The following is a 17,576-nucleotide window of genomic DNA, read 5'->3' as shown; positions in this document are numbered from 1 at the left end:
GCTATTTCGGCAGGTAGGTCTCGTAAGGCGTGTCGTTGATCAGCAGGATCACGCATTCCGTCTCCGAGAGGCACGCGTCGTCATGCATCTCATTGGCCTTCTGGGTCCAGTAGGATCCAGCTGGCAGTTCGACCTTGGTCGCTTCACCGCCTTCAATCTGCCAGTGCGCCCACAGACCCTGAATGACCACGGCGCGATAGTCTGCGGTGTGCGCGTGGACAGGCGCGCGCCAGTTGCCCGGGACTTTCAGCAAGGTTCCGGCAGGGCCTTTGGCCCTTTCGCCCCACAGTGGTCCCAGGCGCTGCGGCTGGTCCGGCGCCTCGGCGACGTAAGGGATCTTGCCTGCAGGGAGATAGCTGTCCTCGAGGGCAAAGGCGTGTCCGGGAATGACCGACAGGACACCAAGCGCGAGCAGTACGAAATGATTGGCCATGGGATTTTCCTCCACGGGCCAGATTATCCGCCGGAAGCTGGCCTGCAATGACGCTGCGTCCAAAAGACCAGGCAATTCCTCCAGCCGGAAGGATCGCAGCGATTTGTCGTCCCGACGTCAGGACGGCTTGTCGCCGGCACCAACGTGGCGCAGATGGCTTGGCGCCATGCCCATCACCCGCTTGAAGGCGCGGCTGAAGGATGCTTCCGAATCATAGCCTAGCTTCGCCGCCGCCACCGATACTCTCATGCCATCGCGAGCCAACCATTGCCTGGCCTGGTGCATGCGCACGCGCAGCACATATTTGGCCGGCGTCTCTCCGACCACTGTGGCGAAGCGCTTGGCAAAGGCCGAGCGCGAGGCTCCCATCATCCGCGCCAGCGCCTCGACGCTCCAATCGCGATCCGGCTGCAGGTGGATGGTCGCCAGCACCTTGCCGACGTCGGGATTGCGGACGGCGGCGATCCAGCCGGTGGCATCGCCACAGCCGTTCTCGACCCAGGAGCGGATGATCGTGGCGGCGAGCACATCGGCAAGGCGGGCCAGAATCCCCCCGGAGCCGACCCGATCCATCGTCACCTCGGAGGCCATCGCGTCGAGCAGATGCTGAATACCCGGGGCGTTCGCCATCAACTTATGTGCCTGCATGAGGGTGGGCATCATGTCGAGCAGCGGATGCGAGCCGTCGAGATTGAAATGCATGCTGCCGCAAAACAGCAAGGTCTTGGGCCCACTGCACTCGTTGGAGACGTCGTAGATGTTCTCGCACACCGGTTCGATCGTATAGCTGCCGATCGGCACCGGAGGCACGCCGGGCGCGCTGGCCAGGACATGCTCGTCGCCGCGCGGGATCAGAAGCGCGTCACCCACCGAGAGTTCGATCCACTCCCTGGCGGGTGAGAACAACCAGCAGCCCTGCTGGCCGATGAAATGAAACCGCGCCGCCCTCTGTGCGGGGAAGGAAACGGCCCAGGGCTCGCCCAACACGCAGCGGCCATAGTCGACGCCGTCGAGCCGCAATCCGCGCAGCATGTCGGTCAGAGGATCGCCAGAAGTCGACAGTGCCACTTTGGACGAATTGTAGTTCATTGCGGTGTTTCTAGCATGGGAACTCCAAGCCGTCACTCCCATGTTGCAGTGCGGCCGGATGCTGCGCTGCAGACAAACAGAAGACCGACCGCATAGCAGCCCCGGCGGCAAGGCCATGGAGCCGCGACGCTGCTGCCGTCGTAGTTCCTGCGCGGCCCAAAGCAGTCCGAATAGTCTCTCGCAACAGCCACCGCTGGCAACGGCTCGAGAACCCTTACGGTTTTCGGGCCGCTTGCGTCGTGATGGCGGCAACGAAGCGGTTGAGACTGTCCTCGACATAGACGGCCACTTCGATCGTCGGATCGAAGCTCCACCATAGCAACGAACCTTGCCAATGCGATGCCATGAGCAGGCCAACGTCTTGCGGCGGGTCGTCGATTTCGGCGAAGCAGGCCGCAAGAGCGGCGCATAGGAATGCCTTCCAGGCAGCGCCACGCGCCCTCAGAACGGGGTCGCGCAGATCCTCGCGCAAGACGAGCAGGCCTTCGGCATAGGTTTCGATGCCGCCATAGCCTTGCGATAGCGCAACCAGCAATTCGATGGCGCCAGCCGGGGTTCTTACAATGTCTGTGGCCAGCGTTCTGGTCTTGTCGTCAAGACCGTCCCAGGCATGCAGCAAGGTGCGCTGCTTCAACCGCGCTTTGTTCTTGAAGCGCTGCACCAGGGTTGCGCCTGAAAGGCCGCAGGCTTTTGCCAGACGCTCGAAGGTGAGGGCCTCCGGGCCGTGCTCGTGGATCAATCGCAATGCGGCTTCCAGCACCTGCTCGTCGGACCGGGTTTTGGGACGGGTCATCTTGACATCCTGATATAACCGAATGATCATTTATATATGATGCGGGCGGCGTGAGCCAGCTCGGATTTGATCGATGATGCTGTTTTGGAGAGTTCAATGACGCTGCAGGGGAAAGTTGCCCTGGTTGCCGGCGGCACACGGGGTGCCGGGCGTGGCATAGCGATCGAACTCGGCGCCGCCGGCGCCACGGTCTATGTCACGGGGCGGAGCACGCGCGGGCAGCCATCGGAGTATGCCCGGCCTGAGACGATCGAGGAGACGGCGGAATTGGTTACCGCGAATGGCGGCAGGGGCATTGCAGTGCGGGTCGATCATCTCATCGCCGATGACGTACGCGGCCTGGTCGGGCGCATCCGGGCCGAACAGGGTCGGCTCGACATACTGGTCAACGATATCTGGGGCGGTGAACAACTGTTGGAATGGAACAAGCCGGTCTGGGAGCACAATCTGGAGAACGGCTTGCGGATGATGCGCCTGGCCATCGACACGCATCTGATCACCGCGCACCATGCCTTGCCGTTGATGATCGAGCGGCCGGGCGGGTTGCTTGTCGAAATCACCGACGGTACCGCCGAATACAATGCCGGGCATTATCGCCTGTCGCCCTTCTACGACCTTGCCAAGGTAGCGGTGAACCGCATGGCTTGGGCCCACGCCAAGGATCTTGCGAAACACGGCTCCACATCGGTCTCGCTGACGCCGGGCTGGATGCGTTCGGAAATGATGCTGGAGCTTTACGGCGTTGCCGAGGAAAACTGGCGCGACGCCACGGCAAAAGTGCCGCATTTCGTCATTTCCGAAACGCCGCGCTTCGTTGGCCGCGCCGTTGCCGCTTTGGCGGCGGATCCGGATCGCGAGCGCTGGAACGGGCAGTCACTGTCCAGTGGCGGGCTGGCGCAAGTCTACGGTTTCACCGATTTGGACGGTTCGCAACCCGATGCCTGGCGCTATGTTCCGGAAGTTCAGGATGCCGGCAAACCGGCTGACGCGACAGGCTACCGATAAAGCAGAATTGCTCAGGCCGAACGCCCGTCGAAGTCGAAGATCGACAAGGTGGACGGGTCGAGACCGGTGACGCAATTGATGTTGACGTAAGCGCTGCGTTCGCCTTGGCTGGTGTCCTCGGCAAATGGATGGATGCCGCAGGTTCGGCAGAAGCGGTGTGCTATTCTCGCCTCGCCGAATGTGTAGCGGCCAAGGTCATCGCCCCAGGCGACGAGCGTAAGCTTGTCGTGTGGCACGGCCCATAGCAGCGCACCCTTGCGGGCGCAGATCGAGCAATTGCAGCGCACGACGCCCTCAAGTTCGCCCTCCACCTCGAACGCAACCTTGCCGCAATGGCAGCTGCCTTTGTACAGCATCAGTATCTTCCTGTCTGGCAGGTGCAAAGGCACGCTGGCCGGGTTATCCCTTCGGCAGTCCCAACGGCTGCTTGCCTTAAAGACGTTCCATTCTGGCGGAGTCCGACACCAACATGCAACCAATCCGCGACCGCCTCGAAACTATCATGTCACGTCTTACCAATCGTGTGGCCGACGAGAAGGTCTTCACGAAGCTCTATGCCGAAGCGGCGCGGGTCGCGGCTGACGCCAGCGATGCCCGCAAGAGAGTGGGCGTGACACTCGGCCCGCTCGACGGCACCATTGTCTCGATCAAGGACCTGTTCGATGTCGCCGGCGAGCCGACCACGGCCGGGTCGCTGATGCGCAGGACCGCCGCGCCGGCACAGCGCGACGCCGCCATCGTCAGCCGGCTTAGGCAAGCCGGTGCGGTCGTCATCGGCAAGACCAACATGACCGAGTTCGCCTTCACCGCGATCGGCGACAACATGCATTACGGCACGCCTGGCAATGCGACGGACGCGAGCCGCATCCCCGGCGGTTCGTCATCCGGGGCCGGTGTGTCCGTCGGTGAGGGGACGAGCGACATCTCGATCGGCTCCGACACCGGCGGCTCGATCCGCATTCCGGCGGCGCTCAATGGCGTCGTCGGCTTCAAGCCGACGGCGGGGCGCGTGCCGCTCTCCGGCGCCTTCCCGCTTTCGGGCACTTTGGACTCGGTCGGCCCGCTTGCGCGAACCGTCTCGCAATGCGCCGCCGCCGACTCGGTTATGGCCGGCGAAGTGCCGACGGAGTTGGTGGCCATTCCACTTGCCGGGCTTCGCATCGGCATTCCGCGCGGCGTTCTTTTCGGCGAGACGGAAGGCGAGCTTGCCGCCGCCTTCGAGTATTGTCTCGGCAAGATCGAACAGGCTGGCGCACGCATTACGGATCTGTCGATCGACGACATGATCGCGGATCTGCGCGCGGCCACCAAGCGCGGTTCGATCGCGGCGATGGAGGGCGCGGAAGTGCATGCTGACTGGCTGGCGACAGGCGCATCGGTGCCGGTCGACCCGCATGTCAGCGGGCCATTGTCGCGGGCGGCGCTGCTGCCGACGCCGGTCTATATCAGGGCGCTCGGCCGCCGTGCCGTGCTGGCCGCCGCCATGGATGAGCGGCTGGCATCGGTTGACGTGCTGGCGTTGCCAGCCACGCCGGTGACGGCGCCGGCCATCGCTTCCATGGCCGAGGATGCCGAGTTGCGTGACCGCACCGAAGCCCTGCTGCTGCGCAACACCCAGATCGCCAACCAGTTCGACCTTTGCGCAATCTCGTTGCCGATGCCGGGACCATCGCTGCCGATGGGGTTGATGCTCGTGGCGCGCAACGGCCATGACCGGCATCTGCTGCGGATCGCGGTGTCGGTGGAGAGGCTGCTGGGGGTTGATCGGCAGTGACTCGTAGATGACGGATCAATGCGATGAACAGTGCTTGCGTTCGCTGTCCTTGGCGGTGCGCACGATGCGGGTCGCGACCAGCCGGGGCAGGCTGTATTCCTTGCCGGCGAAGGTCTGGATGCGGTGCTCGATCGAGCCTCTGACGACGATCTTTCCGCTATAAAGCACGTCGGACTGAGCCGTTATCGCCTTGTCGGCCCGCGGCAATCCGCTGGTGTCGATCGACACGCCCTTGATGGTGCCGGTGCCAAGGTCGAGTGCGCTGCTCGACGGGCAGGGCGCCTTGAAGCAGCGTAGTCCGTTGTCGCAGTAGACATAGCTGCTCTCGGCCGCTGCGAATGACGGCGAGGTGCAGATGGACGAAGTTGCGACAATCAGAACTGCAACGCGAAGACCGGACATGGCCCGCAACGTCGCGGAGAATTGGGGCGAAACCGCGATGCTATATCCGCGCCGGAAATCGACGCCGGTAGTGATCGACCACTTCTGGATTGCGCAGATTGACAGGCAGTTTGTTGGCCAGCACCAGAAGGGCTTCGCCGGCCGCGCCGACGCCCATGCGCATCATCGATTCCTCGGTAATGCCTGCCATATGCGGGGTGACGATGACGTTGTCGAAGCCGAAATAGGGATGATTTGGCGGCAGCGGCTGCGTAGAGAAAACGTCGAGCGCGGCGCCGCCGACGCGGCGCTCCTGCAAGGCCTCAACCAGCGCGTCGTCATCGACGACCGGTCCGCGCGATACGTTGATCAGCAGTGCGTTGGGTTTCATGCGGGCGATGCGCTCGCGGCTGATCAGGCCGCGTGTCTCCTGCGTCAGCGGACAGCAGAGCACGATGATATCGCTCTGCTCGACCAGCGCGTCGATCGACAGGAAGCCGACCTTTTCCGGCGCCGGCTGCATGCTGCGTGTCGTTGCCACCACTTTGAGGTCGAAGCCGTGTGCGGCGATGTGGCCGACCGCCTGCCCGACGGCGCCGAGACCAACGATGCCGATGGTCTTGCCGGCGAGTTCGACGTTGGCATTGGCATGCTCGCGTCCGGCCAGCCAGCCCTTGGCGCGCAGGTCGCGGTCGACCCTGCGGAACTGCCGCAGCAGTGCAAGCGCGGTGAACATGACATGTTCGGCCACCGAGCGGGCATTGACCGCCGGCACGTTGGCCACGAGCACGCCGGCCGCCGCGGCCGCTTCCATCGGGATCATGTCGAGCCCGGCGCCATGGCGGATCGCGGCCCTCAGCTTCCATGCAACCTCGAACAGCGCCGGCGGCAGCGGCGCCCGCACGATGACGATGTCGGCATCCTTGGCTTCCCTCGCCAATGTGCCGGGGTCAAGCGCCGAAGCGATGATCAACTGGCCGGCGCCGGCCAGCTTGGCCGTGGCGCGCGGGTGCAGCGGATGCGTTGACAGGATCTTTGGCACGGTCTGGGTCACGGTCAGGCCCTTTCGAGTGCCGCGCCCGCGGGCGAAGCCGCCATGCCGCCCTCGATCAATCCCTTCCAATAGCTTTCCGCGCCTTGCAGATGGGCGCTCATCAGCGCCTGGGCGAGATTGCCGTCGCGGCGCAGCAGCGCCTCGTAGATCTGCACGTGCTCGGCGTGCGAGCGCACGCTGCGTTCGGGATCGTTGAAGTAGATCGGCAGGCGCTGCTCGCCCATCAGATAGTAGACGCTGCAGATATTGTGGAAGACGCTGTTCTTGGTGGCGCGCACGATCTCGAGGTGAAACTCGCGGTCCTCCTTGGCCAGACCTTCGCCAGCGGCGATGCGGTCTTCCGACGCTTTGAGGATTTCGCGCAGGCGCTCGAAATTCTCCTCGGTGGCGCGCGAGCAGGCAAGCTCGGCGGCCTTGATCTCATGGATCTTGCGCAACTCGACCGTCTCATAGATCTGCAAGGGATCAAGCGGCAGGCCGGCCCGTGCGAACAGCGCCAGCGCCTCGACGCTGGCCTGCTTGGTGTCGATGTAGATGCCTGACTTGGCGCGGCGCTCGACGATGCGCATTGCCTCGAGAATGGCGAGCGCTTCGCGGATCTGGCCGCGGCTGACGCCGAAATGCTCGGCCAATTCGCGTTCCGACGGCGTGCGGCCGCTCTCCTTGTCCGAATGGGAGAACAGATAGGCGGCGAGTTCCGCGAGAAGGTTCTTTTCTTTCATCGTCAATTGCGTTGCGCGTGCGCCTCCAGGAATCGCTCCGAAACGGTGAATCCCAATCCGGGCTTTTCCGGGATCGCTATCATACCGTCCTTGGCTTCGACAGTCTCTTCGACCAGATCGTGGATCATCGGGTTGGCGCCGAGCGAATACTCGACGGTGAAACTCGAAGGCGACGCGGCGCAGACATGCAGCCCGGCGAAGAAGCAGGGCGCGCCGGCCCACAGATGCGGTGCAAAGCGCAAATTGAAGGCGCTGGCGATGGTGCCGATCTTCATCGCTTCGCTGATGCCGCCGCAGAAGGCCGGGTCCGGCTGGAAGATGTCGGCGGCCTTGAGCACGGCGAGATCGCGGAAGGCATAGCGTGTCGCCTCGCTTTCGCCGGTGGCGATCGGAACGGCGCCGGAGGCGCGCACTTCGGCCATGCCTGCCTTGTCGTCGGCGATAACAGGCTCCTCGAACCAGGCGAGATCGAGGTCTTTGACGAGATGGATGAAGCGTTTGGCTTCCGCTACCGTGTAGGTGCCATGGGCGTCGACCATCAGCTCGACGTCGGGGCCGAGGGCCTGGCGTGCGGCGCGCACGCGGGCAGCGGAAACGTGTGCCGCCCCATCCATGGCGCCCACCCGCATCTTCAACGCCTTGAAGCCGCCTTTGGCGATGTAGGATTGCAATTGCTCGCCGATGGCATCGGCGGAGGCCCAGCCGCCCGAGGCATAGGCCTGCATGCGATCGACCTTGCGGCCGCCGAGAAGCCGCCAGACCGGTTGGCCCAGCGACTTGCCCAGGATGTCCCAGAGCGCGATGTCGACCGCGCTTATGGCGGCGACGCTCATCCCACGCCGCGCCAGTTGCGGCATGGCGTGGCCGGCATGGGCGGCACTTTGGTGGCGCACACCGTTGTAGAGCATCTCCCAGATGATGCCGATGTCGGCCGGGTCGCGGCCGATCAGCTGCGGCCCGACCTCGTGGTTCAGCATGTGGACGAGTGCGCCGTAGCTGCCGGCGCTGCCGGCTGCGTTCTTGCCTTCGCCCCAGCCGACCAGCCCGTCATCGGTTTCGACGCGCAGGATGGCGGCGTCGAAGGTCGTCACCTGGCCGAAGTCGCTGCGATGCTGCTTCGCGGCTTCGATCGGCACGCGGACCCACCAGGCCTGGACTGTCTTGATGCGCATGTTTTTCCCCAGCCCTGCCGCCGGTCGGGGCGGAAGGGCAAATTTCCCAGCGGCGGTCGACTACTTGATCAGCGGCAGCAGCGTTTCGGCGGTGATGCGCATCTGGTCGGTGTAGAATTTCTCGGTGAGCACGCTGGAGCCATGGTCCTGGATGAACTTCAGCTGCTCGGGCGAGATATCGACCGGGTGACGCTCGACCATGTCGGGATAGGGTGCTGCCGGCGTACGATCGACCGGGGCGACGAACTCATTGGTCAGTGCGCCGTCGTAGCCGACTTCTTTCAACGTGGCGACGATCCTTGGCCAGTCGATCTGGCCCAGGCCGGCGGCAAAGCGGTTGTTGTCGGCGACATGGAAGTCGAACAGACGCTTTCCGACCTGGCGGATAGCGTCATGCACGTTAAATTCCTCCATGTGGATGTGGTAGGCGTCGAGGCAGACGCCGCATTCTGGGCTGACCGCGTCAGCCAGCGCCAGGGCCTGGGCGCCGCGATTGAACAGATAGGTTTCGAAGCGGTTGAGCGGTTCGACGGCGATCTTGACGCCGACCTTCTTGGCATGAGTGAAGCATTCGCGGGTCGCGTCGACCACCCACTTCCATTCCTCTTCCTCGGTGCCGTCCGGGACCACCTTGCCGACTGTCGCCGGAACCAGCGTGATGATCTCGCCATCGAGCTCGCCGACCATCGTCAGCACATCCTTGACGTACTGCACGGAGCGTTCGCGCTGGCCCTGGTCCCTGGCGGCGAGGTTGCGTTCACCCAGCATCAAGGTCACCGCGCCCCAGCAGCGAATGCCATGCTCCTTCAGCAACGCCCGCGTCTCCTTGGTCTTGTACTGCGCTGGCTCGCCGGAAATCTCGATCGACTCATAGCCGAATTTCTTGATGCGCTTCAGCGTCGTCTCAAGCGGTTCCGCGCGCATCCAGTTGTGCGTCGAAAGATGCATGGTCTGTCCTTCCCAGATTCGTCCGTATGGTTTGCCTGCGACATGCATCGCCGCAAGACGACGCAAGGGTTCCTCCCCAAGGCATCCCCAGCCTTTTCCTGCAACTGGTTAGACCAATTGGGCCTGAAATGAGGTCTACAGCAAATTCCTCAAGACGGCAACAACTGTGGAAGCGCGACTTTCATGGTGAATTAGTTTGTTGATTACATTGCGATATGTGCCGTTATTTCGCGCTTTGGGAGTGCCTTTTCGGCGCATTCCAAGGCTTGACCAGATTGCCTTATTTGGTCATACCAGAATGACGGTGTCGGCAGAGCGTCCGACGCGATAAGACCAAAGTGACTGGCCCGGCTTTTATCAGGCGCTATGCTTGGTCATGACAAACAAGGAGGATGCCGATGCCGACGACAATGAAGGGCCCTGGGCTGTTTCTGGCGCAGTTCGCGGGCGATGCCGCACCGTTCAATTCGCTGGCGTCGATCACCAAATGGGCCGCCGGTCTCGGCTACAAGGGCGTGCAGATCCCGACCTGGGACGCGCGCCTGTTCGACCTCAAGAAGGCGGCGTCTTCCAAGGGCTATTGCGATGAGGTGAAGGGCATCTGCACTGACGCCGGGGTCGAGATCACCGAATTGTCGACGCATCTGCAGGGGCAATTGGTGGCGGTGCATCCGGCCTATGACGCCCAGATGGATGGGTTCGCGCCGCCGTCGGTGCACAACAACCCGAAGGCGAGACAGGAATGGGCTGTCGAACAGATGAAGTTCGGTGCCAAGGCATCGCGCAATCTCGGGCTGAATGTCTCGGTGTCGTTCACCGGCTCGCTGGCTTTCCCCTACCTCTATCCCTTTCCGCAGCGGCCCGCCGGACTGATCGAGGAAGCCTTCGGCGAACTCGGCAAACGCTGGAAGCCGATCCTCGACGCCTATGAAGACAATGGTGTCGATGTCGGCTACGAAATCCATCCTTCGGAGGACGTGTTCGACGGGGCGACCTTCGAGATGTTCCTCGACGCGGTCGGCGGCCACAAGCGCTGCAACATCAATTACGACCCTTCGCATTTCCTGCTGCAGCAACTCGATTATCTCGAATTCATCGACATCTATCACGAGCGGATCAAGGCGTTCCACGTCAAGGACGCCGAGTTCAATCCGACTGGACGGCAGGGCGTGTACTCCGGTTACCAGAGCTGGACGAACCGCGCCGGCCGGTTCCGTTCGCTCGGCGATGGGCAAGTGGATTTCGGCGGCATCTTCTCCAAGCTTACCCAGTACAACTACGATTCCTGGGCGGTGCTGGAGTGGGAATGCTGCTTGAAGCATCCGGAGGATGGTGCCGCCGAAGGGGCGCCCTTCATCCAGCACCACATCATCCGGGTGACGGAGAAGGCATTCGACGATTTCGCCGCCGGCACCACGGACAAGAAGCTGCTGCGCGCCATGATGGGAATTTGACACGGCTTTCCCTCCTCCCTCGGGGGAGGGGTATCTCACACGAGGGAGAAGAACATGGTTGGTGCATCGAAGTCGGAAACGGGAGGCGGCCCGATCCGCTACGGCATGGTCGGCGGCGGGCAGGGCGCATTCATCGGCGCGGTGCACCGGATCGCGGCGCGCATGGACAATGATTTCGTGCTGGTCGCCGGCGCCCTGTCTGCTGATCCGGCACGCGCGAAAGCCTCGGCCGCCGAACTCGGGCTCGATCCCTCACGCAGCTATGCGTCCTACGCCGAAATGGCCAAGGCCGAGGCGAAGCGCTCGGATGGCATCGAGGCGGTGGCCATCGTCACTCCCAACAACGTGCATGTGCCGGCGGCCAAGGCCTTCCTGGAAGCAGGCATCCACGTGATCTGCGACAAGCCGCTGGCAACGACCCTGGCCGAGGCGAAAAAGCTTGCGGCGATCGTCGAAAAGACCGGCAAGGTGTTCGTGCTCACCCACAACTACACCGCCTATCCGATGGTGCGGCAGGCGCGTGAAATGGTCGCCAAGGGCGTGCTCGGCGACATCCGCATCGTGCAGTCGGAATATCCGCAAGACTGGCTGACCGAGGACCTCGCCGCCACCGGCCAAAAGCAGGCGGCGTGGCGTTCAGACCCCAAGCAGGCGGGCGCCGGCGGTGCGCTCGGGGATATCGGCACCCATGCCTACAATCTCGCCCGCTTCGTCTCCGGGCTCGAACTCGACTCCCTGTCGGCCGATCTCGACGCCTTCGTACCGGGCAGGCTGCTCGACGACAATGTCAACGTCATGCTGCGTTTCAAACCGACGGGAAAAACGCATCCGGCCAAGGGCATGATCTGGGCGAGCCAGGTGGCGCCCGGTCATGAGAACGGCCTGAAGCTGCGCATCTATGGTTCGAAGGGCGGGCTGGAATGGGTGCAAGCCGATCCCAACTATCTCTGGTACACGCCGTTCGGCCAGCCGAAGCAGTTGATCACCCGCAACGGCGCCGGCGCGCTGCCGGTGGCGGGCCGCGTCAGCCGCGTACCGTCAGGCCATCCCGAGGGCTACCTCGAAGGCTTCGCCAACATCTACCAGGAGGCCGCACGCGCGATCCGCGCGGCACGCAAGAAGGGTGGCAAGCCGGCAAAGGATGTCGTCTTCCCGACCATCCAGGACGGCGTCGAGGGCATGGCCTTCATCGAGGCCTGCGTGAAGTCGTCGAAGAAGAATGGGGCCTGGACCAAGCTGTAAGAGGCGCCGAGCAACGAAGGGGCGGGAACAACCAGCCGGTTGTCAACATTGGGGGAGGGCGTCGATGAAGATCGGCATGTGCATGTTCTTGTGGACGACGGCGGTATCGAAGAAGCACGAGCCGCTGCTTCGCGACATCAAGGCAACCGGCTTCGACGGTGTCGAAATCCCAATCTTCGCCGGCACGTCGGACGACTACAGGAAACTGGGCGAATTGCTCGACCGTATCGGGCTGGAGCGGACCGCCGTATCAGCCATGGGCGATCCGGGGATGAACCTGATTTCTGCCGATGCTGCAACGCGCAAGGCCGGTATCGACTACATGAAATGGGCCATCGATTGCGCCGATGCGCTTGGCGCCCGCACGCTGAGCGGACCGCTGCATTCGACGCTCGGCGCTTTTTCCGGGTCCGGACCGACCGCCGCCGAAAAGAAGCGCTCGATCGCCTCGCAGCGTGCCATCGGCGACCATGCCGGCAAGCGCAACGTCACCATCGGGCTGGAGGCGCTGAACCGCTTCGAATGCTATCTTCTCAACACCATGGCAGACCTATCGGAGCATATCGATGCCATCGACCGGCCGCACATCAAGGCAATGTACGACACGTTCCACGCCAATATCGAGGAAGCGGACCCGATCGGCGCCTATACGAAGCATCGCGGCAATGTCGTGCATATCCACATATCGGAGAACGATCGCGGCGTGCCCGGGCGTGGCAACATTCCGTGGAAGGAGACCTTTTCCGCCATCCGCAAGAGCGGTTATGACAACTGGCTGACGATCGAAGCGTTCGGCCGCTCGCTGAAGGATCTGGCGGCGGCGACCAAGGTGTGGCGGGATTTTTCCGAGACGCCGGAAGCCGTCTATCGTGACGGGTACAGGCATATCAAGAACGGCTGGAGGAACGCGGGATAAGAAGCCGATCTCGCTGCGTCAGCGATCCTTCGCGCCCCCGCTATCCCGCCGGCCTCTAGTAAGTTTTACATCACAAGCTATCCCTGCTGGGCCTGGATTCTATTGTAGTCGTGGATCGTCCGGCTCAGCCGGCGGCGCAGGAAGTTGGATATGTTGTCGAAAATGAAGACGACGAGCAGGATCAGCAGCACCATGTAGAAGACGTTGGCCCAGTTGGAATTGGTACGCATCGCTTCCCACAGTTTCAGGCCGATGCCGCCGGCGCCGACGGCGCCGATGATGGTGGCGCCGCGGGTGTTGGATTCCCACTGGTAGAGCGTCTGGCTGATGAAGACCGGGATCACTTCGGGCATCACGCCGTAGCGCTGCACCAAGATGCCGTTGGCGCCGGTCGAGAGCACGCCTTCGCGCGGCTTGTCGTCGATGTTCTCCAGGCCTTCCGAATAGACTTTGCCGAGGGTGCCGATCTCGGTGAAGAAAATCGCTGCACTTCCCGCCAGGGGGCCGGGGCCAAAGGCGCGGGTGAAGAACAGCGCCCAGATCAGCATGTCGACCGAGCGCATGAAGTCGAAGAAGCGCTTGAGCACCTGGCTGAGCATGCCACTCGGCGTAATGTTGCGCGCCGCGAAGAAGGCAAGGGGGAAGGCGACGATGCCGCCGAGCAGCGTGCCGAGGAAGGCCATGACAATGGTCTGCAGGAGCTTCGTCCAGACGTCGCCGTGCTGCCACTGGGCGTTGTTCCAGATGTTGTCGCCGGCAAGAGCAAGGTTGGTGGTACCTGGTTTCAGCTCCGGTCCCGAGATGATCAGCGAGATCACTTCCCGCGCTGATTTGCCAAAGAAGGGCGAGCGCGTGTCGAAGACGAAGTTCGCCCAGCCGAGGAAGCGCTTGCGCACCTTGACGCGGTCGACAGTGACGCGCACCTCGCCGACGAAGCCCATCTTGGCCACCACCTCGTCGTCATGGGCGGTGATCCAGTCCGGTACCGCGTCCGTGACCACCGGCTTGCCGCTGGTCAGCGAAACAGACACGGTCTGGCCGTTGGCGACGATTGTCGCCTGCGTCTTGTCGAAGGTGACGGATTTTGCCGGACCGTCGATCAGCACGGTGAAGGTGCCGTCTGGATTCCTGACCACCCAGTCGGGATTCGGGTTGTCGCCCAGCGCGGAAAAGCGCGGGTATTTGGGCGTGATCTCCGGCTGGTCGAGACGGAATTCCGGCTGCAGATCGTAGCTGATCCATTGCGTCAGGAAGAGCGGCAGGCGCTCCCAGTGCGATTCCCGCAGGACCTGCGGCAGGCTGAAGAACCACAAGGCATAGATCAGATAGAGGAGCGTACCGACGAACAGAAGGAGCGGACCGAAGCGCTTGTATGCCGGGCGCCGGAACACCTGCGGGTGTCGGGCCTCGATCGACAGCATCTCCTCGGCGGTCATGGTCGTTTGTCCTTCCATTTGGCCATGACCTCTTCCGAAGACCGAATGCCACTTTTCGGGGTCATGGCCTAAGCCCCCATCATAAAGGCTTGTTCGCCGACCAGCTTGCGCCGAAGCCAGGCGGAAAACTGGTCGATGATGAAGATGGTGGTGAACAGGAGCAGCACCAAAGCCAGCGTCTTGGCGCCGAAGCCGCGTGAGATGGAAAGCTTCAGCTCCTCGCCGATGCCACCGCCGCCCACGGCGCCGATGATGGTCGAGACGCGGACGTTGATCTCCACGCGCAGCAGCGTGTACGACATGAAGTTGGGCAACACCTGCGGCAGGCCGGCAAAGCGAACCCGCTCGAACCAGTTGGCGCCGACCGCGCGCAGGCCTTCCTCGGCTCGCATGTCGATGTTCTCGTTGATCTCGTAGAACAGCTTGCCGAGCGCGCCGATGGAATGCAGGCCGATGGCGATGACGGCGGCGATCGGACCGGTCGAGACGATGGCCGCGAACAGGCCGGCGATGACGATTTCGGGAAAGGCGCGCAGCAATTCCATGAAGCGCTTGACCACCAGCCTCAGTGCCGGATGGGGTGTCAGGTTGCGCGCCGCGGTGAAGGAAAATGGCACCGCGAAGACAAAGCCGATGAAGGTCGAGACCAGCGCGACGTTGACGGTGGTCAGCATCAGTTCGAAATATTCGGGGATGTAGAAATCGCCCCAGACGTGGACGCGGCCAAGCGGGAAGTTGAATTCCTGGGTGCCGGTGTCGTGCGGCGAGGCGATATCGAACAGAGCCCGCCAGACGTCGTTCCAGTCCTTGGGGACCAGCCAGCTCAGGAAATCCAGAATATGCGGCAGCCGGTCGAAGAAGTGCCCGGCGTTGGCTTCGTCGGCGAACCACATGCTGGCGAACATGGCGGCGAGCAGCAGGCCGACGCCGAGCACGGTATAGAACCGGCGCAGCGACGTCTGGCGTCGCCAGGCAGCGGCCATCTGGTGGGTGTCGCCGGAGGGGGCTGTCACGGAAAGGGTCATGATGGGAGATGCAAAAAGGGCGGTACTTCAGGTACCGCCCTTTTGCAATTTCGCCGTTAGCCGCCGATAGCTGCCTTACGGGCTTCGACGATGACGCTGTAGAAGTCCGGCTTCACCGGAACATAGCCGGTAAAATCGCCACCCTCGACGCCTTCGAAGCAAGCCTTGTCCTTCTTGGGCAGATCGGTGAAGAAGGTGGTCAGCTTGGCGGTCATGTCGTCGCCGATCGCGGTGCGCACGACAAGCGGGCCGTTCGGGATCAGGCCCGAGCGCCAGACTTCGACGAAGTCGTTGGGGTCGACGGCGCCCTTGGCGACTTCCTTGTGGAATGTGCCGGAGGTGTAGCCGTTCTTGAAGTCGCCGATGCCCGAGGAATCGTCGACCGCGACGTCGACCTTGCCGTCACGCACGGCCAGGACGTTGTTTTCGTGGCCGCCATTGAACTGGGTCGAAGCGAAGAAGGTTTCATTCGAGGCACCGGTGTCCTTCGGAATCTGGGTCAGCGGGATCAGATAGCCGGAGGTCGAATCCGGATCGGCATAGCCGAGCCTCTTGCCCTTGGCCGACTTGATGTCGGTGATCCCCGACGTCTTCAGCGCCAGCCCGATCGAATAGTAGCCGGTGGAGCCGTCGGTCTGCTTGGTGGTGAGGATCGGGGTAACCGCCTTCGGATCCTTGAGATAGACGCTGGCGTAGCCGGAAGCGCCGAGTTCGGCGAAGTCGAGCGTCCCGCCGAGCAGGCCCTGGATGACGCCGTCATAGTCGGCGGCGGGGAACAGCGAGACCTTCTCGAAGCCAAACTCTGCCTTCAGGTGATCGGCCAGGCACTGGTAGTTGCGCAGCCGGTCGGTTTCGTTTTCACCGCCGAGAATGCCGACGCGAAATTCTTTCATGTCGGCGGCATGGGCCATGCTGGTGGCCATGGCGAGCACCGAAACGGCGCTGAAAACCATCTTCCTGAACATCTGTTATCTCTCCTGTAGGTTCCGGCCCCGCGCCGGCAGCGTTCTTGATCTTGACAAGTGCCCTTGACGCGGGCGGACGATCCAGGCTGCTCACTTTTGGCCCGTAATGGGCTCAGTATCCCGGGAATGCGGGTTCGAGCGGTCCGGCGGATGCGGCGATCTTCTGCTTGAAGGCAACACTGGTGGAGGTGATGACCTCCGATATCTCGCCGCCATTGCTGTCGGCGCCATAGACAAGACGCACGGCTTGGCGGTCGAGCTCTTCGGGCGGGCCGTCGAAGACGACCTTGCCGGCGGCCATGCCAATGATGCGGTTGCAATAGGTGCGGGCGGTATCGAGCGTATGCAGATTGGTGACAACGGTGATGCCTTCGCGCAGGTTGATGTCCTGCAGCGAATCCATCACCACCTTGGCGTTGAGCGGGTCGAGCGAGGCGATCGGCTCGTCGGCGAGGATCACCCTGGGCTGCTGCATCATGGCGCGGGCGATTGCGACGCGCTGCTGCTGGCCGCCCGACAGCGTACCGGCGGGCTGAAGTGCGGTGCGGGCGATGTCGAGCCGCTCGAGCGCGGCGACCGCCTCGGCGCACTCGGCGCGCGAAAACATGCCTAGAAGATTGGACAGGGTCGAACGGTGGTTCAGTTTGCCGAGCAGCACGTTGGTCAGCACGTCGAGGCGCGGCACCAGGTTGAACTGCTGGAAGATCATGGCGCAGTCGCGCTGCCAGCGCCGCAGCGGCGAGCCGCGCAGCTGGGAGACCTCGGCGCCGTCAAAAAAAATCGACCCCTGGCTGGGGTCGACAAGACGGTTGATCATGCGAAGAAGAGTTGACTTGCCGGCGCCCGAACGACCGATGACGCCGACCATCTGCCCCTGCGGGATCGAGATGCTGACGTCGCTGACGGCAGTGTTCTTGCCAAATCGTCGGCTGACGCCGCGGATTTCGAGTGTGGCAGAGCTTGCTGACATGGGCTGGTTCCAGTCCGGTCCATATTGATCGTCAGGCACTCGCCTAACGCAGCCACATGAACCTGCCGTGTCGCGATGATGTCAGTTTTGTTACGCTCCACAGGGGCGACGGCTGAAGCGCGTCGCGCTTCAGGTCTTTTGTTTTTATGCATGTCGTTCTCCCGACACCGAGGTCACTTTCGGCGACATGCATTGGC

At 62.9% G+C, this 17,576-nt stretch carries 18 protein-coding genes; 5 read left to right on the top strand and 13 right to left on the bottom strand.

All coding sequences use genetic code 11. From position 1 onward, the window contains the following. Window position 1: 1 nt before the first annotated feature. The 3 genes from X742_RS163300 to X742_RS163310 form a co-directional block, all read right to left on the bottom strand. On the bottom strand, window positions 2-433 hold the full coding sequence (locus X742_RS163300) for a DUF4437 domain-containing protein (RefSeq protein WP_023770699.1): 432 nt from the start codon (window positions 431-433) through the stop codon (window positions 2-4). Between the two features lie 117 nt (window positions 434-550). Further along, window positions 551-1,522 (bottom strand): AraC family transcriptional regulator, encoded by a 972-nt coding sequence (locus tag X742_RS163305; protein WP_023770698.1) that lies wholly within the window; start codon window positions 1,520-1,522, stop codon window positions 551-553. A 214-nt stretch (window positions 1,523-1,736) separates the two neighbouring features. Then, a complete protein-coding gene (locus tag X742_RS163310) occupies window positions 1,737-2,315 on the bottom strand; it encodes a TetR/AcrR family transcriptional regulator (protein ID WP_023770697.1) in 579 nt (192 codons plus the stop codon). A gap of 96 nt (window positions 2,316-2,411) precedes the next feature. Here X742_RS163310 and X742_RS163315 point away from each other — a divergent pair, with 96 nt between their 5' ends. Beyond that, on the top strand, window positions 2,412-3,320 hold the full coding sequence (locus X742_RS163315; protein WP_023770696.1) for an SDR family oxidoreductase: 909 nt from the start codon (window positions 2,412-2,414) through the stop codon (window positions 3,318-3,320). Between the two features lie 11 nt (window positions 3,321-3,331). Here X742_RS163315 and X742_RS163320 read toward each other — a convergent pair whose 3' ends face one another. Beyond that, on the bottom strand, window positions 3,332-3,676 hold the full coding sequence (locus tag X742_RS163320) for a GFA family protein (RefSeq protein ID WP_023770695.1): 345 nt from the start codon (window positions 3,674-3,676) through the stop codon (window positions 3,332-3,334). A 113-nt stretch (window positions 3,677-3,789) separates the two neighbouring features. Here X742_RS163320 and X742_RS163325 point away from each other — a divergent pair, with 113 nt between their 5' ends. Further along, window positions 3,790-5,094 (top strand): amidase, encoded by a 1,305-nt coding sequence (locus X742_RS163325; RefSeq protein ID WP_023770694.1) that lies wholly within the window; start codon window positions 3,790-3,792, stop codon window positions 5,092-5,094. A 15-nt stretch (window positions 5,095-5,109) separates the two neighbouring features. Here X742_RS163325 and X742_RS163330 read toward each other — a convergent pair whose 3' ends face one another. Genes X742_RS163330 through X742_RS163350 form a run of 5 tightly spaced genes read right to left on the bottom strand, consistent with a single transcriptional unit; the run spans window position 5,110 to window position 9,371 of the window. Then, window positions 5,110-5,496 carry a hypothetical protein gene (locus X742_RS163330; protein WP_023770693.1) on the bottom strand — a complete coding sequence of 129 codons (387 nt, stop codon included), beginning with the start codon at window positions 5,494-5,496 and terminating at the stop codon, window positions 5,110-5,112. A 40-nt stretch (window positions 5,497-5,536) separates the two neighbouring features. Next, window positions 5,537-6,517 carry a hydroxyacid dehydrogenase gene (locus X742_RS163335; RefSeq protein WP_023770692.1) on the bottom strand — a complete coding sequence of 327 codons (981 nt, stop codon included), beginning with the start codon at window positions 6,515-6,517 and terminating at the stop codon, window positions 5,537-5,539. Window positions 6,518-6,531: 14 nt separating this feature from the next. Beyond that, window positions 6,532-7,251, bottom strand: a complete 720-nt coding sequence (locus X742_RS163340) for a FadR/GntR family transcriptional regulator (RefSeq protein ID WP_023770691.1) — start codon at window positions 7,249-7,251, stop codon at window positions 6,532-6,534. Window positions 7,252-7,253: 2 nt separating this feature from the next. Then, the gene (locus X742_RS163345) at window positions 7,254-8,423 is read right to left on the bottom strand and encodes a mandelate racemase/muconate lactonizing enzyme family protein (RefSeq protein ID WP_023770690.1); all 1,170 of its coding nucleotides are present in this window, start codon (window positions 8,421-8,423) and stop codon (window positions 7,254-7,256) included. Window positions 8,424-8,483: 60 nt separating this feature from the next. Continuing rightward, window positions 8,484-9,371 (bottom strand): sugar phosphate isomerase/epimerase, encoded by an 888-nt coding sequence (locus X742_RS163350; RefSeq protein WP_015315643.1) that lies wholly within the window; start codon window positions 9,369-9,371, stop codon window positions 8,484-8,486. A gap of 398 nt (window positions 9,372-9,769) precedes the next feature. Here X742_RS163350 and X742_RS163355 point away from each other — a divergent pair, with 398 nt between their 5' ends. The 3 genes from X742_RS163355 (at window position 9,770) to X742_RS163365 (ending at window position 12,983) form a co-directional block, all read left to right on the top strand. Next, the gene (locus X742_RS163355) at window positions 9,770-10,825 is read left to right on the top strand and encodes a sugar phosphate isomerase/epimerase (protein WP_023770689.1); all 1,056 of its coding nucleotides are present in this window, start codon (window positions 9,770-9,772) and stop codon (window positions 10,823-10,825) included. A gap of 54 nt (window positions 10,826-10,879) precedes the next feature. After that, window positions 10,880-12,067 (top strand): Gfo/Idh/MocA family oxidoreductase, encoded by a 1,188-nt coding sequence (locus X742_RS163360; RefSeq protein ID WP_023770688.1) that lies wholly within the window; start codon window positions 10,880-10,882, stop codon window positions 12,065-12,067. Window positions 12,068-12,131: 64 nt separating this feature from the next. Next, window positions 12,132-12,983 carry a sugar phosphate isomerase/epimerase gene (locus X742_RS163365; protein WP_023770687.1) on the top strand — a complete coding sequence of 284 codons (852 nt, stop codon included), beginning with the start codon at window positions 12,132-12,134 and terminating at the stop codon, window positions 12,981-12,983. A gap of 77 nt (window positions 12,984-13,060) precedes the next feature. Here X742_RS163365 and phnE (X742_RS163370) read toward each other — a convergent pair whose 3' ends face one another. The 4 genes from phnE (X742_RS163370) to phnC all read right to left on the bottom strand — a co-directional run bounded on the left by phnE (X742_RS163370) (window position 13,061) and on the right by phnC (window position 17,379). Beyond that, window positions 13,061-14,419, bottom strand: coding sequence for a phosphonate ABC transporter, permease protein PhnE (phnE, locus tag X742_RS163370; protein ID WP_245273795.1), 1,359 nt, complete (start codon window positions 14,417-14,419; stop codon window positions 13,061-13,063). A gap of 68 nt (window positions 14,420-14,487) precedes the next feature. After that, on the bottom strand, window positions 14,488-15,444 hold the full coding sequence (gene phnE, locus X742_RS163375; protein WP_023770685.1) for a phosphonate ABC transporter, permease protein PhnE: 957 nt from the start codon (window positions 15,442-15,444) through the stop codon (window positions 14,488-14,490). Between the two features lie 56 nt (window positions 15,445-15,500). After that, window positions 15,501-16,409: a phosphonate ABC transporter substrate-binding protein gene (gene phnD, locus X742_RS163380; RefSeq protein ID WP_023770684.1), complete on the bottom strand. Its 909-nt coding sequence runs from the start codon at window positions 16,407-16,409 to the stop codon at window positions 15,501-15,503. A gap of 112 nt (window positions 16,410-16,521) precedes the next feature. Beyond that, complete coding sequence (phnC, locus tag X742_RS163385; protein WP_023770683.1) at window positions 16,522-17,379, bottom strand: phosphonate ABC transporter ATP-binding protein; 858 nt, start codon at window positions 17,377-17,379, stop codon at window positions 16,522-16,524. Window positions 17,380-17,576: the final 197 nt, after the last annotated feature.

This window comes from Mesorhizobium sp. LNHC229A00, assembly GCF_000502415.1.
In the GTDB taxonomy this organism is placed as follows: domain Bacteria; phylum Pseudomonadota; class Alphaproteobacteria; order Rhizobiales; family Rhizobiaceae; genus Mesorhizobium.
This window is presented reverse-complemented; position numbering and strand designations above follow the sequence as displayed.

Coding starts and splice junctions, on each gene's coding strand:
- X742_RS163300 (WP_023770699.1), bottom strand. CDS start 433: ATGGCCAATCATTTCGTACTGCTCGCGCTTGGTGTCCTGTCGGTCATT.
- X742_RS163345 (WP_023770690.1), bottom strand. CDS start 8,423: ATGCGCATCAAGACAGTCCAGGCCTGGTGGGTCCGCGTGCCGATCGAA.
- phnE (WP_245273795.1), bottom strand. CDS start 14,419: ATGACCGCCGAGGAGATGCTGTCGATCGAGGCCCGACACCCGCAGGTG.
- X742_RS163350 (WP_015315643.1), bottom strand. CDS start 9,371: ATGCATCTTTCGACGCACAACTGGATGCGCGCGGAACCGCTTGAGACG.
- X742_RS163305 (WP_023770698.1), bottom strand. CDS start 1,522: ATGAACTACAATTCGTCCAAAGTGGCACTGTCGACTTCTGGCGATCCT.
- X742_RS163330 (WP_023770693.1), bottom strand. CDS start 5,496: ATGTCCGGTCTTCGCGTTGCAGTTCTGATTGTCGCAACTTCGTCCATC.
- X742_RS163340 (WP_023770691.1), bottom strand. CDS start 7,251: ATGAAAGAAAAGAACCTTCTCGCGGAACTCGCCGCCTATCTGTTCTCC.
- X742_RS163310 (WP_023770697.1), bottom strand. CDS start 2,315: ATGACCCGTCCCAAAACCCGGTCCGACGAGCAGGTGCTGGAAGCCGCA.
- phnC (WP_023770683.1), bottom strand. CDS start 17,379: ATGTCAGCAAGCTCTGCCACACTCGAAATCCGCGGCGTCAGCCGACGA.
- phnD (WP_023770684.1), bottom strand. CDS start 16,409: ATGTTCAGGAAGATGGTTTTCAGCGCCGTTTCGGTGCTCGCCATGGCC.
- X742_RS163315 (WP_023770696.1), top strand. CDS start 2,412: ATGACGCTGCAGGGGAAAGTTGCCCTGGTTGCCGGCGGCACACGGGGT.
- X742_RS163355 (WP_023770689.1), top strand. CDS start 9,770: ATGCCGACGACAATGAAGGGCCCTGGGCTGTTTCTGGCGCAGTTCGCG.
- phnE (WP_023770685.1), bottom strand. CDS start 15,444: ATGACCCTTTCCGTGACAGCCCCCTCCGGCGACACCCACCAGATGGCC.
- X742_RS163320 (WP_023770695.1), bottom strand. CDS start 3,676: ATGCTGTACAAAGGCAGCTGCCATTGCGGCAAGGTTGCGTTCGAGGTG.
- X742_RS163325 (WP_023770694.1), top strand. CDS start 3,790: ATGCAACCAATCCGCGACCGCCTCGAAACTATCATGTCACGTCTTACC.
- X742_RS163365 (WP_023770687.1), top strand. CDS start 12,132: ATGAAGATCGGCATGTGCATGTTCTTGTGGACGACGGCGGTATCGAAG.
- X742_RS163360 (WP_023770688.1), top strand. CDS start 10,880: ATGGTTGGTGCATCGAAGTCGGAAACGGGAGGCGGCCCGATCCGCTAC.